At 60.5% G+C, this 17,955-nt stretch carries 16 protein-coding genes and 3 pseudogenes; 9 read left to right on the top strand and 10 right to left on the bottom strand.

All coding sequences use genetic code 11. The features are described from left to right. Both BN2476_RS24670 and BN2476_RS24675 read left to right on the top strand, forming a co-directional pair. The coding region (locus BN2476_RS24670; protein WP_235850947.1) for a DUF1326 domain-containing protein at nucleotides 1-615 on the top strand (615 nt) is incomplete at its 5' end. A gap of 624 nt (nucleotides 616-1,239) precedes the next feature. Next, nucleotides 1,240-1,656 (top strand): plastocyanin/azurin family copper-binding protein, encoded by a 417-nt coding sequence (locus BN2476_RS24675; protein WP_087736794.1) that lies wholly within the window; start codon nucleotides 1,240-1,242, stop codon nucleotides 1,654-1,656. 413 nt (nucleotides 1,657-2,069) lie between these two features. Here BN2476_RS24675 and BN2476_RS24680 read toward each other — a convergent pair whose 3' ends face one another. Together BN2476_RS24680 and BN2476_RS49955 are read right to left on the bottom strand one after the other, a co-directional pair. Next, nucleotides 2,070-3,260: a TIGR03118 family protein gene (locus BN2476_RS24680; RefSeq protein ID WP_087736795.1), complete on the bottom strand. Its 1,191-nt coding sequence runs from the start codon at nucleotides 3,258-3,260 to the stop codon at nucleotides 2,070-2,072. 230 nt (nucleotides 3,261-3,490) lie between these two features. After that, nucleotides 3,491-3,795 (bottom strand): annotated as a pseudogene (locus BN2476_RS49955) (helix-turn-helix domain-containing protein); the annotation flags it as partial. 246 nt (nucleotides 3,796-4,041) lie between these two features. On the opposite strand from BN2476_RS49955, the gene BN2476_RS24685 reads away from it, so the two are divergent. From BN2476_RS24685 to BN2476_RS24695, 3 genes are all read left to right on the top strand, one after another. Further along, on the top strand, nucleotides 4,042-5,547 hold the full coding sequence (locus tag BN2476_RS24685) for a DUF4331 domain-containing protein (protein ID WP_087736796.1): 1,506 nt from the start codon (nucleotides 4,042-4,044) through the stop codon (nucleotides 5,545-5,547). A 223-nt stretch (nucleotides 5,548-5,770) separates the two neighbouring features. Beyond that, complete coding sequence (locus BN2476_RS24690; RefSeq protein WP_087736797.1) at nucleotides 5,771-6,943, top strand: tetratricopeptide repeat protein; 1,173 nt, start codon at nucleotides 5,771-5,773, stop codon at nucleotides 6,941-6,943. Further along, entirely contained in the window at nucleotides 6,940-8,073 is a 1,134-nt protein-coding gene (locus tag BN2476_RS24695) for a HupE/UreJ family protein (protein WP_087736798.1), read from the top strand. The genes BN2476_RS24690 and BN2476_RS24695 overlap by 4 nt, the downstream gene beginning before the upstream one ends. Nucleotides 8,074-8,103: 30 nt before the next feature. On the opposite strand, the gene BN2476_RS24700 is transcribed toward BN2476_RS24695, so the two are convergent. The 4 genes from BN2476_RS24700 to BN2476_RS24715 form a co-directional block, all read right to left on the bottom strand. Continuing rightward, nucleotides 8,104-8,730 carry a HupE/UreJ family protein gene (locus BN2476_RS24700; protein ID WP_087736799.1) on the bottom strand — a complete coding sequence of 209 codons (627 nt, stop codon included), beginning with the start codon at nucleotides 8,728-8,730 and terminating at the stop codon, nucleotides 8,104-8,106. Next, complete coding sequence (locus BN2476_RS24705) at nucleotides 8,685-9,350, bottom strand: HupE/UreJ family protein (protein WP_235850948.1); 666 nt, start codon at nucleotides 9,348-9,350, stop codon at nucleotides 8,685-8,687. Before BN2476_RS24705 ends, BN2476_RS24700 begins: the two co-directional genes overlap by 46 nt. A 471-nt stretch (nucleotides 9,351-9,821) precedes the next feature. Next, nucleotides 9,822-10,163, bottom strand: a complete 342-nt coding sequence (locus BN2476_RS24710) for a hypothetical protein (protein WP_087736800.1) — start codon at nucleotides 10,161-10,163, stop codon at nucleotides 9,822-9,824. Then, a complete protein-coding gene (locus BN2476_RS24715) occupies nucleotides 10,141-10,848 on the bottom strand; it encodes an alkaline phosphatase family protein (protein ID WP_235850949.1) in 708 nt (235 codons plus the stop codon). The genes BN2476_RS24710 and BN2476_RS24715 overlap by 23 nt, the downstream gene beginning before the upstream one ends. Here BN2476_RS24715 and BN2476_RS24720 point away from each other — a divergent pair. Together BN2476_RS24720 and BN2476_RS24725 are read left to right on the top strand one after the other, a co-directional pair. Next, nucleotides 10,848-11,642, top strand: a pseudogene (locus BN2476_RS24720) (cation diffusion facilitator family transporter); the annotation flags it as partial. The gene BN2476_RS24715 and the pseudogene BN2476_RS24720 overlap by 1 nt on opposite strands. 3 nt (nucleotides 11,643-11,645) lie before the next feature. Continuing rightward, nucleotides 11,646-11,825 (top strand): annotated as a pseudogene (locus BN2476_RS24725) (DUF1289 domain-containing protein); the annotation flags it as partial. An 81-nt stretch (nucleotides 11,826-11,906) separates the two neighbouring features. On the opposite strand, the gene BN2476_RS24730 reads toward BN2476_RS24725, so the two are convergent. Next, a complete protein-coding gene (locus BN2476_RS24730; RefSeq protein WP_087736801.1) occupies nucleotides 11,907-13,031 on the bottom strand; it encodes a VIT1/CCC1 transporter family protein in 1,125 nt (374 codons plus the stop codon). Nucleotides 13,032-13,265: 234 nt separating this feature from the next. Between BN2476_RS24730 and BN2476_RS24735 the strand changes: the two genes are divergently transcribed. After that, complete coding sequence (locus BN2476_RS24735; RefSeq protein WP_143811032.1) at nucleotides 13,266-13,691, top strand: hypothetical protein; 426 nt, start codon at nucleotides 13,266-13,268, stop codon at nucleotides 13,689-13,691. Between the two features lie 55 nt (nucleotides 13,692-13,746). On the opposite strand, the gene BN2476_RS24740 is transcribed toward BN2476_RS24735, so the two are convergent. The 3 genes from BN2476_RS24740 to BN2476_RS47260 all read right to left on the bottom strand — a co-directional run bounded on the left by BN2476_RS24740 (nucleotide 13,747) and on the right by BN2476_RS47260 (nucleotide 16,534). Further along, entirely contained in the window at nucleotides 13,747-14,454 is a 708-nt protein-coding gene (locus BN2476_RS24740) for an MgtC/SapB family protein (RefSeq protein ID WP_087736803.1), read from the bottom strand. Nucleotides 14,455-14,605: 151 nt separating this feature from the next. Beyond that, entirely contained in the window at nucleotides 14,606-16,276 is a 1,671-nt protein-coding gene (locus BN2476_RS24745; protein ID WP_087736804.1) for an NRAMP family divalent metal transporter, read from the bottom strand. A 117-nt stretch (nucleotides 16,277-16,393) separates the two neighbouring features. Beyond that, nucleotides 16,394-16,534, bottom strand: coding sequence for a hypothetical protein (locus BN2476_RS47260; RefSeq protein WP_162849264.1), 141 nt, complete (start codon nucleotides 16,532-16,534; stop codon nucleotides 16,394-16,396). A gap of 1,025 nt (nucleotides 16,535-17,559) precedes the next feature. Here BN2476_RS47260 and BN2476_RS24750 point away from each other — a divergent pair. After that, a complete protein-coding gene (locus BN2476_RS24750; protein ID WP_087736805.1) occupies nucleotides 17,560-17,937 on the top strand; it encodes a hypothetical protein in 378 nt (125 codons plus the stop codon). Nucleotides 17,938-17,955 lie beyond the last annotated feature (18 nt).

Here is a 17,955-nt window from a genome sequence, read left to right on the forward strand (position 1 = left end):
ATGTGTATAAGAGACCGTGCGATGGCTTGGCAAATTGCGGGAACTTACTATGCGCCTTGCAGCTGCAAGGTTGGCTGTCCGTGCGTGCTGGGTGAGTTGGAAGGCGATCAGGTCTGGTGCTCGGGCGGACAGTGGATCCGTATCGACAGCGGGGCTGTCGATGGCGTGGATGTAGGCGGCACCAAGCTGGCCTGGGTTGCGGATTGGCCTAAGGGCTTCCTGGGCGGCGAGGGCGTCGGGCGTGTCTACTTCGATCCCTCGGTTTCGGCTGTGCAGCGGGAAGTGCTCGAGCCGCTGTTCAAAGGTCAGCGAGGCGGCGTCTACCAAGCGGTCGCGCAACTCGTCACGCAATGGCTGCCCACTCAGGACGCGCCGATCGACATTCAGAGCGGTCCGGACGAGACGCGAATCACGGTGGGGAACTTCGGCGTGGCGATCGCCAAACCGCTGCGCGGTGCCACGGGCGAGCCCACGCGCCTGCTGCACGGCGCGGCGGCCTTCCGCGACGACATCGGGCTCGCCAACGGCAAAGGCACGTCCTGGCGCGATCCTGACATGCGGCAATGGGAAAGCCTGGGCCACGCGGAGATTACCGAGTTCGACTGGAGTGCGTGACGGCAATCGCAGGGAGGCGGCTGCTGCGCGGCGCTGTTCTGTAATATACCGGCCGGCCGGGCCGCAGTTGCAAGGATGCGGGCCGCTTCGCAGCCCCCGCTTCGACAATACGTCCAGCACTGGCGTTGCGAAGAGGAGTCCTTCCTGTTCAGGCGCAGTGCCCTCGGAGCGGTGACGCCTGAATTCAGGAAAATGGTTTGCAGGCGCGCATTCATGCTGCCAATGACGAACGCCCGTGCCGCAGGTTGCCGGGTCGCACAGCAGCAAAGTCTCAGTCCGGCCATCTGCGGTCGTTCGACCGCTTCCTCCGGCGGACATTTGAACGTCGGCTCCGTACCAGACAGCGGACCTCTCCACGAGGTCATGCTGATCACGTTGTCGGCATGATGCCGGACGAGCCATTTTCTGTTGTCCATTGAGCACGCAGGGGCTTGCAGCTGACCGAGAGGCAACACGCCCGCATTCACCTGTGTTGCAGGATTCGCCCGACACGATTCCATGACCATCGCGCCCCGGGAATAAGCAGACCAAGGCAAACGTTTAAACGTCACAGCGGCAGCATTTATCTGCCACCAGCGACAGGCAGATCACTACCAGAGCTACCCTTTTTGACGAGGAGCAGCCATGAGTCCCTTTCGCCAAATCGCAGCCTTCGGCAGCCTTGCTTTGCTTGGTTTCGCAGTGAGTGCGAGCGAGGTGCCGCAAATCGTCAAGGCTACTTTGCTATCGAACGCAATTCAACTCGACACCCGAAACGTGAAACCTGGACCTGTAACGTTCGATGTCCATAATTCTTCGGATGACAAAATGACGCACGAACTTGTCGTCCTGAAGACGGAGCTCCCCGACGATGCGCTTCCCGTTCGCAAGGGACGGGTAGCCGAGGAGAAGTTCAGGAAAATCGGGGAGGTCGAGGACGTCGCCCCGGGCAAGAGCAAAAAGTTGGTAGTCAAGCTCGCACCCGGTCACTATGTGCTTCTCTGCAACAAGCCCGATCACTATTCAATGGGTATGCACACATCCCTTGTCGTTGCACCATGATCACCGATATCGCCCGGCGGCTCCGATCGACCAATGACCAATACAGGAAGGCGTCTGCTTCAGACGATCGGCATGAGGCGCCCCCGGCACCCGGCCACGTTGTGTAGCCACGAAGACGTGCCGGACGGCCGCTCGTGTCGCGCGGGCGTGAGCGGCAACATGCAGCTACCGGACATCGGTGTCGGAGGCTTCTCGCCGAGTCACTGCTGCAGACGCTGCACTTCCATCCGGTGCCCTGAAGCGAGCGAGCCTATACGCCGTCCATCAAATCAAAGAACTCAGGACGTGACGTGAGACTCGTGGTCGCCTCAGGACGTCACCACACGTCCTTCGTCACCAACCCGGATCGACACGTCGTCGATGGTCATCGACATCGTTCTTCCGGAGTTGCGCGGGGAGCCACGCGCTGCCGGTTATTGCGCCTGCTCAGCTGACACGTGTTCCTTGGAGGCGCTCACCGGAGCTATGGTACCGAACAGTCCATTGACCTCCTTGCCGGGACCTGCCGAGAAGTACAACGTGTCCGGGCTCGAGTTGCGGCCGCCACCGGGTGTCAGAGTCCACAAGCCGTCGATAGCCAGCGGATTGCCGTTTGCATCCTCCAACTGATCGACGAACGTGCCGTCATCGTTGAAGACATTGATCCGGCCATTGCCGAAGTTGCCAATCAGGATTTTTCCGCTGAAGCGGCCGAATGCAAACGATGCGCGCGTGACTCCCCACGGTGAGTTGAGCGGCCCTCGGCTCGCGAAGCGGCGCAGCAGGTGGCCGTCCGTATCGAATACGTCTACGAATCCGTGACCATCGCCTGCAACGTCGTCGTGCTTCTCCTTGTTCTGCTTTGCGTATGTGACGAAAAGGTCGCCATCGATGTTCGCGATGCCAAACGGCGCGTATCCGGCTGGGATTTTTCGGTCGATGAAGCCGCCGTCCGTCGTCGCGGGCATGAACAAGCCTTTCGTGCCGCCGCTCGGCCCGAATACATCGATCTGCCCCGAGCGAAAGTTCGTCGCAAACAGGAATACTCCTTTCGCGTTGACGCCGACGACGAGACCCTTGTAGACGGCCCCGTTGGCGTCGGAGGGGATGGCCGAGTTATCGACCGCGAGCACGGCGTTGTTCGGCGGATTCAGTCCACCGGCCCAAGCGGAAATCGTCCCATCCTCGGTCGCGAAGATGAATACGGCCGGGTTCGTGGTACCTGGCACGAGAAACGCCGGTGAGGGATTCCACACCATTCCGGTCGGCGCCGCGGGCGCGGTCTTCGGTGGATTGTTGGGAAAGAAGGGACGACAGGCGCTGTCCGGTATCACATTGCCGGGCAGCGGGATGGAGACCTGCAGCGCCACCTTTGTCCCCGCGCCGTCATACAGCGTGGCGCAGCCGGTGGCGTTGTCGTTGATCCAGAATGGACTTGCCGCCGGACTAAACGCGATACCCCACGCGTTCTGGAGCACCCCGTCGACCTTCGGAGCCGCCCCTGCCACGTTGGACACGAGGGGTGTGACGACGTAAGCATCTTCTTGATGGGCATGCCCGTTCGTGAAACCGGCGGCGAGGACAATCACGGCTGCCGCTTTGAGACCCCAAGAGACCTGAGACATGACTTCCCTCCTTACCTTGACTGGCGAGAAATTGCTCCGCGAGTGAGCGCAAGAGGAAGCTAAACGACCGCTGTACCTCAGAAATTCCCGCTGTACTTCAAAAAATTCCACTAACCACCGGGTCGCATGGCGCGATAGGGTCGACCGCGACCCTTCGACTCGATTCATAGACCAGAACGTGCATTAAGCAAGCTGTTTTGGGTGAGTCACGATAATTTCACGACATTGAGTCCGTTACGTCTGATCTCGCGGCAGATGATGGAGGGGGGCGCGTGAACGTCGCATCGCAATTGATCGGATCGAATGGCCAGCCACGGGCGCCGGTGATATCTCTTCGCGCTCAGGCAGCGCGAGCGCCGGTTGTGAGCGTTGTCACTGTGGCGGCCGGATACTACTGGTTTCAACCGGAATCCGTTGTACGGACGAGTGGTCCCGATCAAAAATCTGGGCCGCTGAAAGGATTTGCCCTTCTGCCAGCGCTCCCCCTCAGCGGTATCTGGGTCTCGGTGTAATAGATCCGGCGTCGCTGCTTCATCTGCAACTTCTGCTCGCGCAGTCCGATTGCGTTGCATCCATCGGTTGAATCCGCATCGGCCGTTCGGGCATGCGCTGATCCGGCAGTCATCTGCAGTGGTGTTGAAATCTTTTGCACACTTTGCCGACAGCTAGTGGCAAATTCCGCATTGGTTTTGTCCGCCTTTGCATTGGGGGGACGTCTATAACAAGAGAGGACTCGTCGCGAGCAGTCTGTTTGCTGCGTCGTATCTTTGAGGAGCCTGCCATGCTTACTCCGAGATTTAAGGATCGGCCGGTCTACTTCGCATCAAGGCAGGTACTCGCCGCAGCACTGCTTTTGTTCGCCGCCGTGAGCGGTGCTTATGCGTCGAGCCATCGTGAGGCGCCGCTGATCACGACACTTCCGAAGGTTGATGGCACCGACTTCTACATGTTCAACAGCTATGAACCGAACCGACGTGGCTATGTAACGTTGATCGCCAACTACTCGCCTTTGGAGGATGCCTACGGCGGGCCGAATTATTTCGCCCTCGATCCTGATGCGCGATACGAAATTCACATTGACAATGTCGGCGATGCGAGAGCGCATCTGACGTTTCAGTTTCGTTTCACGAATACAGCGCGCAATGTCGCACTGAACGTCGGCGGCAGGCAGGTGGCGATTCCCCTCGTTCAGGCGGGCCCGGTGTCAGCGGGCGATTCATCGAATCTGAACGTCAACGAAACATACACGCTTAAAGTATTGCGTGGCGCCGACGACGACCATTCCGGGCAAGCAGTCACCGGCCCGGGGGGCATTACGACGTTTACGAAACCAACGGACTTTATAGGGACCAAGACGTTCGGCAGCGTGAGTGAATATGCCCGCTACGCACGGCAATATGTGTACACGATTAACATTCCAGGGTGTAGCGCTCCCGGTCGCGTTTTTGTGGGCCAGCGAAAAGAGTCGTTCGCGGTGGCGCTCGGCAAGACATTTGACTTGCTCAACCTCAATCCGCTGGGGCCCCGAAACGGTAACCCGAACGATTTGGCCGACAAGAACATCACCTCCATCGCACTCGAGGTGCCAGCCCGATGTCTGGTTAGTGAGCATGGCTCCCCGGTCATCGGCGGCTGGACGACGTCAAGTATTCGCCAGGAGAGGCTGTTTGCTTTAAATCCGGATAGCGTAAACAGCACGCCAGAAAGATCAGCCGGGGGCTGGGTGCAGGTTTCCCGGCTCGGGATGCCATTGGTGAACGAACTCGTGATCGGCCTGAAGGACAAGGACAAATTCAACAATTCAAGGCCCGCAAACGATGGCCAGTTTGCCGAATATGTGACGAATCCCACGCTTCCGGCGCTGATCGAGAGCCTTTTCGCTGCCAAAGCGCCAACAAATTTCCCGCGCCTCGATCTCGTTTTCACGTTCCTTACAGGATTTCAGGGACTCAATCAGCTGAGAACGGTAACCCCGTCCGAAATGTTGCGTTTGAATACGTCTATTCCGCCCACACCGAAGGGCAGTCAGAACAATCTCGGTGTCCTTGCTGGCGACAACGCGGGCTTTCCAAACGGACGGCGGCCAGGGGACGACGTCGTCACAGCGTCACTCAGGGTGGTGATGGGCGTGCTATGCACGTTCAACAAGCCCGGAATTTTCGGCTGCTCGCCGTCCGACGCCCCAGCCGGAGCGGCGCCGCTGACAGACGGTGCAGCAATCGACGACAGCGTATTCGACAACTCATTTCCTTATCTGACCACGCCGATCCCCGGTGCGACCAATTGATGACCAAGCACGCGCAATCAGTATGAGTTGCATCGGATCTCGGTGCATCGGGGTTGAACCTTCCGACTCCCTGTTCGTAACAACGGGCATGGCGCGAATAAGATCAAGCGTCCTCAAGGTGCTGCGGGTTTATCGTCCGAACCGGTCCCCGGTCGCCAGAAGGAATACCAGCGTGCAACGCGTTCTGTGCGGAGCGTGTCTCTTCGCCGGGTTGGCGGCTACCTTGGCGAACGCCGCACCCGTGCGGCCGCAACAGGACTCACAGGTGCTGGAAACGCTCCCGCCCCGTGCGCACGATCCACTTAATTTGGCCATCGCGAGCCTGCACGCAGCACTGGCTGCGCACGGCCACAACTTTGAGCTTGCGGCCGAACTCGCGAAGCGCCACCTTGAGCGCTTCCGGCGTGATCAGGACCCGCGCGACCTGGGCCAGGCCGAAGCTGCAATCGAACCGTGGCTGCGACAGGCGAACCCGCCGCCGCGCGCGTTGGTGTTGCGTGCCAGCGTTCGGCAAAGCAATCATTTCTTCGCGAGCGCGCTCGACGATCTGGATCACGCAATTCGCGCCCAGCCCGACAATCCGGATGCCTGGCTGATCCGTGCGAATATCCTGCAAGTTCAAGGCCGCTACCCGGAGGCTAAGCAGAGTTGCGGTCAGCTCATATTGACGAATACCGTCATCGCAGGGATTTGCCTCGCCAATGTAGCGGCGGTCAACGGCATGGCCGAACAGGCTTATCTCATTCTGCAACGTCTTGCGGCACAGATAACATCGACAGATTCGCTCTACCCCTGGCTGCTGATTAGTCAAGCCGAAACGGCGGTCTGGATGGGCAGGCAGGAAGATGCCGAAAGGTTCTTTCGCAACTCGCTGGCTGCCAATCCGCGCGACGCGTACCTCAGAGCGGCCTGGGCTGACTTCCTGCTCGACCAGAATCGGCCGAAGGAAGTCCTCGCCCTGTTAGCAGGCGACATCCGCAACGACAACCTGCTCCTTCGCCTGGCGCTCGCAGAGAAACAGGCAGGGCTGAATGCAGATCTGGCGCGTCATGTCGAAGACCTGGGCAACCGGTTCACGGCGTCCGCCGAGCGGGGGGATCGCGTGCATTTGCGCGAGGAAGCCATTTATGATCTGAAACTTCTTAACGACCCGGAAAAAGCGCTCAGCCTGGCCGAGGCCGATTGGCAGGTGCAAAAGGAGGTGGCGGATTGCCGGATTTTGATGGAAGCGGCAATCGCGGCCCGGCAGCCTGCCCGTGCCGCTCCCGCGATGAGATGGCTGAAGAACGCACGATTGCGCGCGCCGGCCTTGACGAAACTTGAAGCGCAACTGGCAAGCCTTGTCCCTTGGGTCGACCTCGCGATGCAGTCGGCGCGCAGCGGCTCTTCCGCATGAAGCGGTCCGCGTCCGCGTGGCTTGCTCTCCTCATGCTGTGCTGGGCCGCCGCAGTGCACGCACACAAACCCAGTGACAGTTACCTGACGCTTAAAGTCAGCGACAAAACGATTGTGGGCCGATGGGATATCGCGCTTCGCGACCTGGATAACCCGCTCGTTCTCGATGCCGACGGGGACGGCATGTTGACGTGGGGCGAGGTCCGGATCCGCGAGGCGGACATCAAGTCGTACGCTTTCACGCGGATCAAGATTACGGGTGACGGGCGAGCGTGCATGATCCATCCTGGCGACATGCTGATCGACCACCACAGCGACGGCGCCTACGCGGTTCTGGAATTCAAGGCGGACTGTCCAGCTCGACCGACCCGGCTCGGGATTGAATACCGTCTATTTGCCGACGTGGACACGCTGCACAAAGGCCTCGTGCACCTCGTGAGCAACGGCGCGACAACCACCGCTATTCTTGGTCTTGGTCATCCGACTGAGATCCTGGATGCACGCGGGAAAGGGTTAGGGCCCATCTTTATCGACTTCGTTGTGGAGGGCATCTGGCACATCTGGCGCGGCGTCGACCATGCCCTGTTCCTCTTGTCACTGCTGCTGCCGGCAGCTTGCGTATTGCACGGGAGAACATGGCACCCTGCCGGCTCTGCGGGTGCCGTGACGATTGATGTACTAAAGCTCGTCACCGCGTTCACGGCTGCGCATGCAATCACGCTGTCACTTGCCACGCTGCACGTCGTGGCGTTGCCGTCACGGTGGGTGGAAGTCGCTATCGCCGTGACGATTCTGCTTTCCGCTATCAACAATCTTGTTCCACTGGTGCGAATACGCCGCTGGCTGGTCGCGTTTGCTTTTGGCTTGATCCACGGCTTCGGTTTCGCAAGCGTGCTCACCAGCATGGCCCTTCCGACATCCCATCTGGCGGTAGCGCTTGCCGGCTTCAATATTGGTGTGGAACTGGGGCAGATCACGCTGGTTTTGCTGCTATTGCCAATTCTATACATCTATCGCTCAAGTCGTTGGTTTCGCGTGGCTACGCTATACGGCGGATCGACCGCCATCACGGTTTTCGCAACAATATGGATTTATGAACGAACGACCGGGCTGACAGTGCTTGCACTCTAGCGACCGTCGACGGCCATCGAGATAGCGGCTTTAGGACAGCAGCAAAGCCCGTTGACTGATGCCCAGCACGAGAAGACCGATTGCTGCGGCCCAGCTGCCCGCGACGCGCACCGCAATGGCAATCCAGGTGGGCCGTAGACGAAGCAGGAACGATGTTGCTGCAACCGTGTAGGCCATCAGAATGAAACTCGCGAACCCCAGGCCCGCTATGAAAATGCCTGGGCGGATTTGGCCCATGATGACGGACCCGTTTGCGTACCCGTGGGTCAGACCAAAAACGGCGGCCAGGATCAGAATCAGCCATGACGGAAGCATGACTGCAGCCGCCACGAGGGAACCGAGCAGCACGGCCGAGCCAATGTTGAACAGGAATATACCGTGTAAATCCGTAATGGAAAGGGCGATGCACGCGCCGACAGCCGAAGCGGCCGGAAACACCCAAAGCACGAATTCGCATCGCTTCAGACCGTTCTGTCCCGCGAGAGCGCCGAGTGCCAGCATGGGCAACACATGTTCCGGCGACGTCAGCGGATGCAGCATCCCGGCGTAAAAGTCGCCTGCGCCTTGATATACGGCGTGCGCTTCGGCTGACACAACAAACAGCAGCACGATCAGACCGCAAGCCGCTGGCCGGACCACCCGGTGCAACATACGCATGCGTCACGCTCCTCGAATCGCGTACATGAGGAAATACAGCCGCAGCCAGAGATGAAGGCCCCGCCGGTTCTCAGTGCGAAACTGCCGGCTTTCCAGCGATTGACCGTACCAATCAGGATGCCAAGCGCATGAAGTGTACCGGTGGCTGCGACGAAACCGATCGCATAGGTCACCGGATTCGCGGATTCAGGCAATTCCGCGCCGTGCGCGTGTCCATGGCAGATGGCAAAGAGCGCAACCAGCAGACCCGCAAACCAGAGCGGCGGAGTCAAGGCAAGCGCCACGGCCGCACCGAGCAACAGTGCCGATAACGCAATGCCGACCTCTATCCCCGGAATCGAGACTCCCAGGCCGCCAAGCACGCCGCCGAAGGCCATGACGATCGGGAAGGTGACCGGGAGCACCCAGATCGCGGGCCTCCCTAACTGTGCCCCCCACAATCCGACTGCGACCATTGCGACGACATGATCCAGGCCAGAAATCGGATGTCTGAATCCGGCGAGCACGCCACCGGATATGTCGCCTTGCCCAGTATGCGCGAATGCGATGATGGGAACAAAGGTCACGCACCCAAATAACAGTCCTGAATGGAGCGCACGTCGCATGTCGAAAGTCAGCATGATCCTCTCGCGGGCCCACACGTAAAACCGGACTCCGCAGAGATCGGGGGCGGACTTTCCGGCCTCTTGTACACATCCGATGAGGCGATTCCAGTCGCCTGTCTGGCATGCTTCACTATAGATCGCTTGCAGTGAGTCGCCAACGTCTCCCCGAACATGTCTGCGTGGCGCGTCTGGAGCTGTCGCAAGGTACGTTGTACGGGACGTCGTGCGCCTGAAGACCGAGGCGCAGCAGGCAATCGCCGCAGCCGACTCACTTGCGCACGCGCGCGAATCACTCGAATCTCAACGTAGCCCCTGGCGGACACGCCAACGATGACAGGTAATTGGCAGCTTCGGCCAACGAGTGCCACCAGCGCCAGTAGACCGGGACCAGGTGGCCGTTCTATCCTTGAAAGCCGCCGGTGAGTCGGCACTGAGGCGAAAGGCAGTTCAGGGCCGAGTCCCGGCGTTGACTTAACGCAGAACCAGTCATTCACTGCCGATCACGGACAAGGCGCTGCCGATGACCGCTTTGGCCGAACGGGCGCCTCTCAAACCGCGAAGCCGGGGCCATGCATGCAGATGTTCCCTACGGGCGCAGAATGATCTCCCCCTCAACCTGTGGGAGACAATCATTTCCAGCCGGGCCGTGCCGATTTCCCGCTCGCCCAGGCTGGTGAGCGCGAGCCCGAGCTTGTTCTGCGTCATCGCCCATGTCAGCGGGACGCGTTCGCGCGTGTATTCGGCCTGCGCCACAGGACCATGCGGCGCGGGGCCGCGCGCCGGCTTGCCCCGCGTTACGTCACGCTCAATCGTCGTGACGATCCTCATCGATATCGTGTTCAAAGTTGAACAAGGACATCAGATCGCCAATTGCGGGCCGATTGCCGGGTACGTAGGAATGCTTGTCCTCGTCGTCACTCCGCTGCACTGGGTTAGCAAGATTGTCGCGACTGCGTGCTGACAACGGCTGCAAGTGCCAGTTTTTCTCAATGAATTTCAAGATCGAGGCATGATCGGCGTAGGTGTGATCCACGTGCCCCTTCTTCGCCCATGGCGACACCGCCAGCAGCGGAATGCGTGTGCCATCGCCAAAGAAATCCACCGGCTGGATGTAGCCAGAGTCGTAGTAGCCGCCACCTTCGTCCACGGTGATCAGCACAGCAGTCTCCTTCCACAGAGCCGGGTTTGCCTTTACCTTGTCGACGAGATCGGCGACGAAATTCTCATAGTCGATCACCTTTGCGTTGGCCGGGTGGCCCGCTTTGCTTTCGGGCGGGCGCACGAAAGCGACCGCCGGGAATCGGTCGCTGCTACCCGCGAGATCGCTGTCCAACTCTGTCATGCCCTGCAGGTTGTTCTTTAACGCTGTGGTCATGATTGAGGTGAACCCGGTCAACGGATCGCAGATGCCACAGTATTCGCTGGTGGTCTTCGCCCCTTCACGTCCACCGCTGTACCACTTCCACGAGATGTGTGCGGCGGACAGGGAATCGGCGATCGTCGGTATCGTCACACGCACACGCACACGCACATGAAGACGTACACACGCACGAAGCTGAGGTTCAACGCATCTTCGATAGCGCCGGGGTGTTTGCCGTGTCCATCTTTGAGGATGGCGTACCACCGGTGTTCCGGATTACGCCCGGGACAGCGAACTCGAAACTGATCACGGATGCCGTTTCGGTGACGACGATCCGGCCCGACGGTACGCGTCAGACTTTTTCGTTCGCCGACCGGGGCGGCTTCCTTGAATCGAAACAAGAGGTTCCCGAACCGCATGCGTTCAAGGCCGTCGTTCGCCTGGCAGATGGCGAACATCAAATCGAATTCGAAGAACACAGCCACGACCATGACGACGCGCATGCCGCCACGACCCGCGACCACAATATCCGGTCTGCGTACATTCACGTCATGGCAGACGCAGCCGTGTCGGTTCTTGCAATCATCGGCCTCCTGCTCGCACGCGCGTTTGGCTGGCTGTGGATGGACCCGCTCGCGGGGGTTATCGGCGCGCTCGTCATTGCCAACTGGTCGTGGGGCCTGATGCGCGATACAGGAGCCATTCTGCTCGACATGAGTCCGGACCGGCGGATGGCCGAGAACGTCCGTCACGTGATCGAGGATAACGGTGACAAGGTGCTTGATCTGCATGTGTGGCGCCTCGGTCCGGGGCACATGAGTGCCGTCGTCTCGGTTGCGACCAGTGAAGCGCAGCGCAGTCCAAGCTTCTATCATGCGGCTCTCAGGCGTTTCAAGACACTTTCGCACGTGACTGTGGAAGTGAATCCAACGCGCATTGCGGTCTGAGCGATGGCAGTAAAATCGCCGTGCATCGATGTATGCACTCTTGATGGCAGGACAGGCTTCTGTGTTGGCTGTCTTCGCACGCGCGCAGAAATCAGGGACTGGAAGAAGATGACCGACCACAGGCGCCATCAGATTGTCAATGACAGGTCCCGGCGACAGTCTAAGTTGACACGCGGATCTGCCGGGGGCCAGCAGGGGCAGACTAAAAGCGCGAAGACCACGTCACCGCCAGACGGGAATCCGGCGATGTTGCCAATCGGCAATCTACGACACGGAGACGCCCAGCACATGCCCGACACCGAACGTGAACGCAGCAGCCGCCAGCCCGATGATGACCTGGCGAATCGCGGAAAAGCTGGCACTGCGTCCATTGAACAGTGACGTGAACACGCCGATGGCCGCCAGCGCGAGAATGCTGAGCGCGACGCATTGTGCGACAGCCATTACGCCTGACGTCCAAAGAAATGGCATGGCAGGAAAAATGGCGCCAATCGCAAACAGGCAAAACGAAACGCCAGCCGCAGACCATGGATTCCCGCCCAGTTCTGCCGGGTCCAGACCGAGTTCCTCACGGGTGAGTGCCTCCAGTGCCTTGTCCTTGTCGCGCATGATTTGCGACGCCACACGCCTTGCCTCATCGCTATCGAGTCCTTTCGAGCGGTAGATGAGCCGGAGTTCGTGTTCCTCCGCGTCAGGCGTATGTTCAAGCTCGTCGGCTTCCCTGGCAATCTGGGTCCTGGCAAGCTCGCGAGCATTGGTCACAGACAGCCATTCTCCGAGCGCCATGGAACAGGCGCCTGCTATGAGTCCCGCCAGCGCTGTCAGCAGAATGGCCTTGTTGCCGGTACCCGCACCGGCGACGCCCATAATCAGGCAGAAATTGGACACGAGTCCATCGTTGGCACCGAGCACGGCCGCGCGAAGGTCATTCCCGGACGACACGCCTCGATGCCAGGACTCGGCTTCGGCAATCTCGGCTCCCTTTAACGGTTCCGGTTTGCCTGCGTTCGCCAAACTCTGAACCACGCTGGCGTGATGCCGCTCCTCTGCGGACATTTTTGCCGTCTCGGGGTTGCCGGCATATTTGTTTCGGTCCGCAAATTCTGCGGCCGCAAGCGCGGGTAGCACAAACGTTGGGCCGAAGACATGAATGAGACCCCTCATCAAGAAGGTCTTGATGCTCTGCCTGTCCGATACGCGGTGTCCGTTCGCTTTCAGCTTGTCGGCCCAGACCTGTGCATGTGTCCGCTCCGACGCAGCCAGCTCACGGAAAACCAGTTTACGGTCGCCGTCTCTTTCAATGTGCGCGAGCGTCTCATAGAGTGCCGCACTGTGACGTTCGTCGGCAAGGTGTGCGCGATATCGCCTGAGTTCCTGTCTGGATGCCATGATGTCGCCTGGTTGATTTGAGACTTTTGGCAAGCCTATCCATCAGTTGTGACGGCATCTCTAAAACCCTGATTCCGGCTTTTATCGAAAATCGCAACGGTTCTCATGGATATTTGCGCGTCGGGACCAGTTCCGCTGTGGCGCGCTTCCTGACGGTTGGACTAGCCCGGAATGATTCTCTTCCAAGGAGGCAGACGCACCCGGACCGCTGCTACCATGGAGGTTGCGTCCCTTATGGTCAGCGCGTTCGTTTCCCTGGTCGTGGGGCCGGCGGCGTTTACCATGCACGGGGAGTGGTTGATGAAACCTGAGACCAGACTCGCATTGCAGGCGCAGGTTCGTGTCGGCCTGGTTGCCGTACTGCTTGCCGAAGTGCTGGTCCTCCTTTGCGTGCTGGCAAGCCGCATCATGTCCATCCACGTCCCTGCGTCGGCTATCGCCGTGTTTGGTGTCTGCACTATGGCCCTGGCCCCAGGCTGGGTACGTACAGACGCGCGACACGCGTACGAAGACGCAGTCCGCGCAGGCTATCTCGAGCTCGACGATACGGAAGCCGTGGTGCTTTATATCGCGCCGTGGTGCCCCAGACGATGGTTCGTCATACTCCATATCCGGTTGCACCCGGCACTTATCGGCTGCGAGGGTGCGTCTCGCAGGTGACATCGGGCACACTTGTCCCGGATAACCTCATAATCACCAGCGCTCCGGTCCGCAGTCACTCCGGCGCCGTTTCCGTTTCCCTCCCGGACCAGCTGATGCTGGACACGCCCTTTTCCATGCTGATGCGGCTTGCCATCAGCTCCAGCTTTGCCTGGTCTTTCGGATGCATGCGCACGGTCGCGGTCACTTCGATGCGGGGCGGGTCGCCCTCAAAGTCCTGGCTGGTCAGGCTCTGGAACGACAGCGGCTGTGAATACATCGAGTTTGACAGCAGCGTGCGGATATGAATTTCGTCCTGTTCACGACAGACAACGGTCAGCACATATTCGCGCACCAGGTCCGCGCCTGACACCGGCGTCGCGTTGATGGCGCGGCTGACTTCGCGCAGCACGGTGTTGGTTACCAGCACCAGTACGGTCCCGGCAATCGCGGGCCCGAAGTGTCCCGTACCGCACAGCACGCCGACGGCGGCCGCGCACCACAGGGTCGCAGCCGTGTTGATGCCCTGTATCGAGCCCTTGTCGCGCATGATGACGCCGCCACCGAGGAAACCGACGCCCGAGACGACATAGGCCGCTATCTGTGTCGCGCCGGCAGTCCCGTTTCCCGTCAGCATGCCCAGCGTGACGAACAGGCATGCACCGCTTGCCACCAGCGTGATGGTGCGCAATCCGGCGGTGCGCTGGCGCGCCTGGCGCTCGAGTCCAATGGCGACACCGCAGGCAAAGGCGGCAAGCAGCCGCCAGATGAAGTCGGCAGTCATGTTTGTCGGGAATATGGGAGAGTCGTGGTCACGTGCCCGGGAGAGCCTTCGGTATCAGGATATCGAGCACGATACCCCGATACACGCCTGGTGCACCAGTAACGAGTGCAGGGCAGACCGGACCTGCCGGCCGGTCCGTTGTGCGTCTGGCTTAATGCACCATCATCACCTGCACGACCTTGACGATGACGAGGCCAACGGCAATGACCAGGTACCCACGCAGCACGGCCATCCAGATACGTTTGGATAGCGTGAGTTGCGGCGCCGGCAGTTCGTCGAGCGGCGGCATGCGCCAGGTGTCGCGCATCTGGCGGCTTGGCGCCGGCGCTCCGGCGGCAACTGCTGCCGGGGTAGCACGACCCTTGCGCAACAGTGCGGTGACTGCGTACCCCGCCACCGCGAACACGGTCCCGCCGACGAGAATTGCACCGATGGTCTCACCCGCGATATCCGGGTACATCACGGCGGCCGTCAGGATAATCGACAGCATCACGAGCACCCATACCACCGCGCCCGTGAACACGTTCAGTGCCTTCGAGTTCACCCACGGACCGAGCACCGCCTTGTCGTTGCACAGGAGCAGCAGGAAAACCGTGGCGCTCGGCAGCAGCACGCCCGCGAGTGTCTGCACCGCTTCCGTTAGCAGGCCCAGCGGGCTGCCCGGAATGAGCACGAGTGCAGCGGCGAACGCAATAATCCCGAAGTACACGAGATAGAAGCCCTTCGCGTCCGTCACGCCGCGATGCAGCGAGTGGCGAATCCTGAACACGTCGCCGATGGCGTAGGCCGTAGACAGCGACACGGCGGCGGCGCCGATGATGCACGCGTCGAGCAGCGCGATGGCGAAGATGGTCGCGGACGTCCTGCCGACATACTTGTCCAGCCCGGTAATCACACCGCCCGCATCCGTGAACTGGCCGAACTCGGGGCGCCCGGCGAAGAGCGCGGCGCAGAAGGAAATCATGGCAACGGCGCCAATCATCACAAAGGCGATGCCAATCCACAGGTCAGCCTTCTCGTATTTCATGAAGCGCGGCGTGATGCGCTTGTCGACGATGTAGCTCTGCTGGAAGAACAGCTGCCACGGCGCGACGGTCGTACCGACAATGCCGATGACGAGCAGCATCACGTCAGAGAGCTTCGAATGGGCGGGCCAGTTCGGGATGAAGAAGTCGCGCGTCATCTGCACGACGGGCGGATGAATCGACACCAGCACGGGCACCAGCAGCAGGCTCAGCAGGCACAGCACAACGGCAAACCGCTCGAAGCGCCTGAAGTTGCCGGTGCTGACGGCAGCCATGGTGAGTGCCGCCGCGATGCAGACCCCGGCGACCTTGGACACGCCGAGGAAGTCCAGCGCAAACGTGATGCCGATGAACTCTGTGACAATGGTCAGTGCGTTGAGGATGAACAGGTCGATGACGCTGAAGGCGCCCCAGAACTTGCCGAAGCGCTCGAAGATAAGGCGTGCGTGGCCGACACCCGTCACCGCGCCCAGGCGGAGCACCATTTCCTGATTGACGAACAGAACGGGGACCAGCAGCAGCAGGGTCCACAGCAGGGTCGTGCCATAGTTCTGGCCGGCCTGCGTGTAGGTGCCGAACGCACCGGCGTCGTTGTCCCCGACCATCACGATGAGGCCGGGCCCAAGAATGGCGAGCAGTGTACGGACGCGCGCCCACCAGCTCGTGCGTGGCGCGGTGTCGTGATGCGCAATGGTGCCGAAAGCGCCCCTGATGTCGCCCAGGTGGGCGGTATCGAGGACTGCGCTGCGTTCAGGCACGGCGCTGCGTGGTGGTGAGACATGTGATGGCGTGGACATTTTTATTTCTTCCTGCAATTTGAATGAACAGACGGGCGCACCTGCGCCCATACGCAAGGACGTGTGCCGCCGGACGGCCGGCTCTGCACTTGCGTATGGCTGAAGGTGACGCGGAACTTACGAAACGAGGGCCTTGAGGCTGCGCCAGAACGCGGCGGCACGCTTTGGCTTGTGGGCGCCCAGCGAGAGCATCGCGTTGTAATGAGCGCGCGATTCCTGGACGTGAGGCAGTTGCGACAGAAGAAGGGCGAAGTTCATGATGTTTCTCCGTGCGTCTGGCTTGACGCGATTCGCGGAAAGCCAGCAGACACGGAGGCCGGGCGCGTCAAGAGCGCGGCAACAGCGGTCTACCTGCTTTCCTCGGGTAACGATTGAGGTGAGCGATGTAAGGGGTAACTGTCACTGTCCGGCATTTCGGCTCCTTTTTTGCTGAGAACAAACGTGTCCATCCGCGCGCCTGCCGACACGACGGTCAGGCGCGAACGGACGCAGTCGCGAGTGAACGCTCGCGACGCAATGCCAACGGGCGCACGGATACGTTGCCCGAATGGCGCAAATCAAGGTGCACGGGGGGTGTTAAAACGGCGCGCACCGTCTGCCTGCTGGCAGGACGGCGGCGCAATGAAGGGCGCGGGACGTCCTGCCGGTCAGGCAGTCAAACTGTTCGAAGGTCGACTACTGCAGGTGTCCAAGGCGTGAGCCCCATTTGTGAAGACTATGAATTTTAGGCGCGGCCTGAACCGGAAGTCAACACGATTCACTAAGCAGAACCATATAAATTTTTCGGGTACCCCGCGCATCCCACGTTCATCGCCCGGCCTTACAGAATGTCTTGTTGACTCTTTCAATTGCTACACCGGAAATGCCCGTTGGGACAGTCATGCATCACTTCAACTGCGAACGCCTTTCATTTCCCGATTGCAATTGGTTGGTCGTTCGGAGTGCGATGTCTTGTGTGCATTTTTCGCTTGCAGTGTTTCGGAAAGCCCGCATACAATCCGCCCCGTCTCATTCGAGGAGTCCTTCGTGGACACAAGTTCTTGTAGTGGAAGTCCGATGCCGGCCTGCGCCGGCAACACCACCGCGAGTTAGCCCGTCGCAGGACATCTCCTTCGCCGCTAGCTCGCCTTGTTCGGGTTAGCGCGCTTCAACACCGACCGGTTTCCGCCGGTTTGTCAGCAGCACGCTCCTTTTGTTCGACCGCCTGTCGCAGGTTCGCCCGCGATGCGCGGTCGTGTTATTTCACGTCGCCCGGTCAAGCCGGGCCGGACGGGAGTGAGCCTATGCGTCTCAAAATGTTCGTCGTGCCTTTCCCTGGCACGGTGCGCGCGGAAAGCGTGGCCTTGCAGATTGCTGCATGGCCGGCACGCGTGCACTTTCTGCTCGCTCCATCGACCGGACGTACGTCCAACGTATTGTCGGGTCGGTCGGCGCACCGCGACCGTGCTCGCGTGCGCGCAACCAGCCAGCTGTGCCGTACTGCGAGGGTATTCGCGCGCGCTGCATTGCGGACGGCTTACGCCGGCGGTCCACTGACGCCAGCCGGCTACGCGATTCTGGCAGTGACCGTTGTCGCCATCGCGCTGGCCGCGATGCTCTCTGTCTCTCCGGCCAGTGTCGAACTGAACCGGGGGCTGCGGCTGAGCTGGTGGTTTTCCTGAACCGGGACCGCCTTCACG

This window comes from Paraburkholderia piptadeniae (genome assembly GCF_900007165.1).
Lineage (GTDB): Bacteria > Pseudomonadota > Gammaproteobacteria > Burkholderiales > Burkholderiaceae > Paraburkholderia > Paraburkholderia piptadeniae.

Coding starts and splice junctions, on each gene's coding strand:
- BN2476_RS24675 (WP_087736794.1), top strand. CDS start 1,240: ATGAGTCCCTTTCGCCAAATCGCAGCCTTCGGCAGCCTTGCTTTGCTT.
- BN2476_RS24680 (WP_087736795.1), bottom strand. CDS start 3,260: ATGTCTCAGGTCTCTTGGGGTCTCAAAGCGGCAGCCGTGATTGTCCTC.
- BN2476_RS24685 (WP_087736796.1), top strand. CDS start 4,042: ATGCTTACTCCGAGATTTAAGGATCGGCCGGTCTACTTCGCATCAAGG.
- BN2476_RS24695 (WP_087736798.1), top strand. CDS start 6,940: ATGAAGCGGTCCGCGTCCGCGTGGCTTGCTCTCCTCATGCTGTGCTGG.
- BN2476_RS24700 (WP_087736799.1), bottom strand. CDS start 8,730: ATGCGTATGTTGCACCGGGTGGTCCGGCCAGCGGCTTGCGGTCTGATC.
- BN2476_RS24705 (WP_235850948.1), bottom strand. CDS start 9,350: ATGCTGACTTTCGACATGCGACGTGCGCTCCATTCAGGACTGTTATTT.
- BN2476_RS24710 (WP_087736800.1), bottom strand. CDS start 10,163: ATGAGGATCGTCACGACGATTGAGCGTGACGTAACGCGGGGCAAGCCG.
- BN2476_RS24730 (WP_087736801.1), bottom strand. CDS start 13,031: ATGGCATCCAGACAGGAACTCAGGCGATATCGCGCACACCTTGCCGAC.
- BN2476_RS24735 (WP_143811032.1), top strand. CDS start 13,266: ATGGTCAGCGCGTTCGTTTCCCTGGTCGTGGGGCCGGCGGCGTTTACC.
- BN2476_RS24740 (WP_087736803.1), bottom strand. CDS start 14,454: ATGACTGCCGACTTCATCTGGCGGCTGCTTGCCGCCTTTGCCTGCGGT.
- BN2476_RS24745 (WP_087736804.1), bottom strand. CDS start 16,276: ATGTCCACGCCATCACATGTCTCACCACCACGCAGCGCCGTGCCTGAA.
- BN2476_RS47260 (WP_162849264.1), bottom strand. CDS start 16,534: ATGAACTTCGCCCTTCTTCTGTCGCAACTGCCTCACGTCCAGGAATCG.
- BN2476_RS24750 (WP_087736805.1), top strand. CDS start 17,560: ATGCGTCTCAAAATGTTCGTCGTGCCTTTCCCTGGCACGGTGCGCGCG.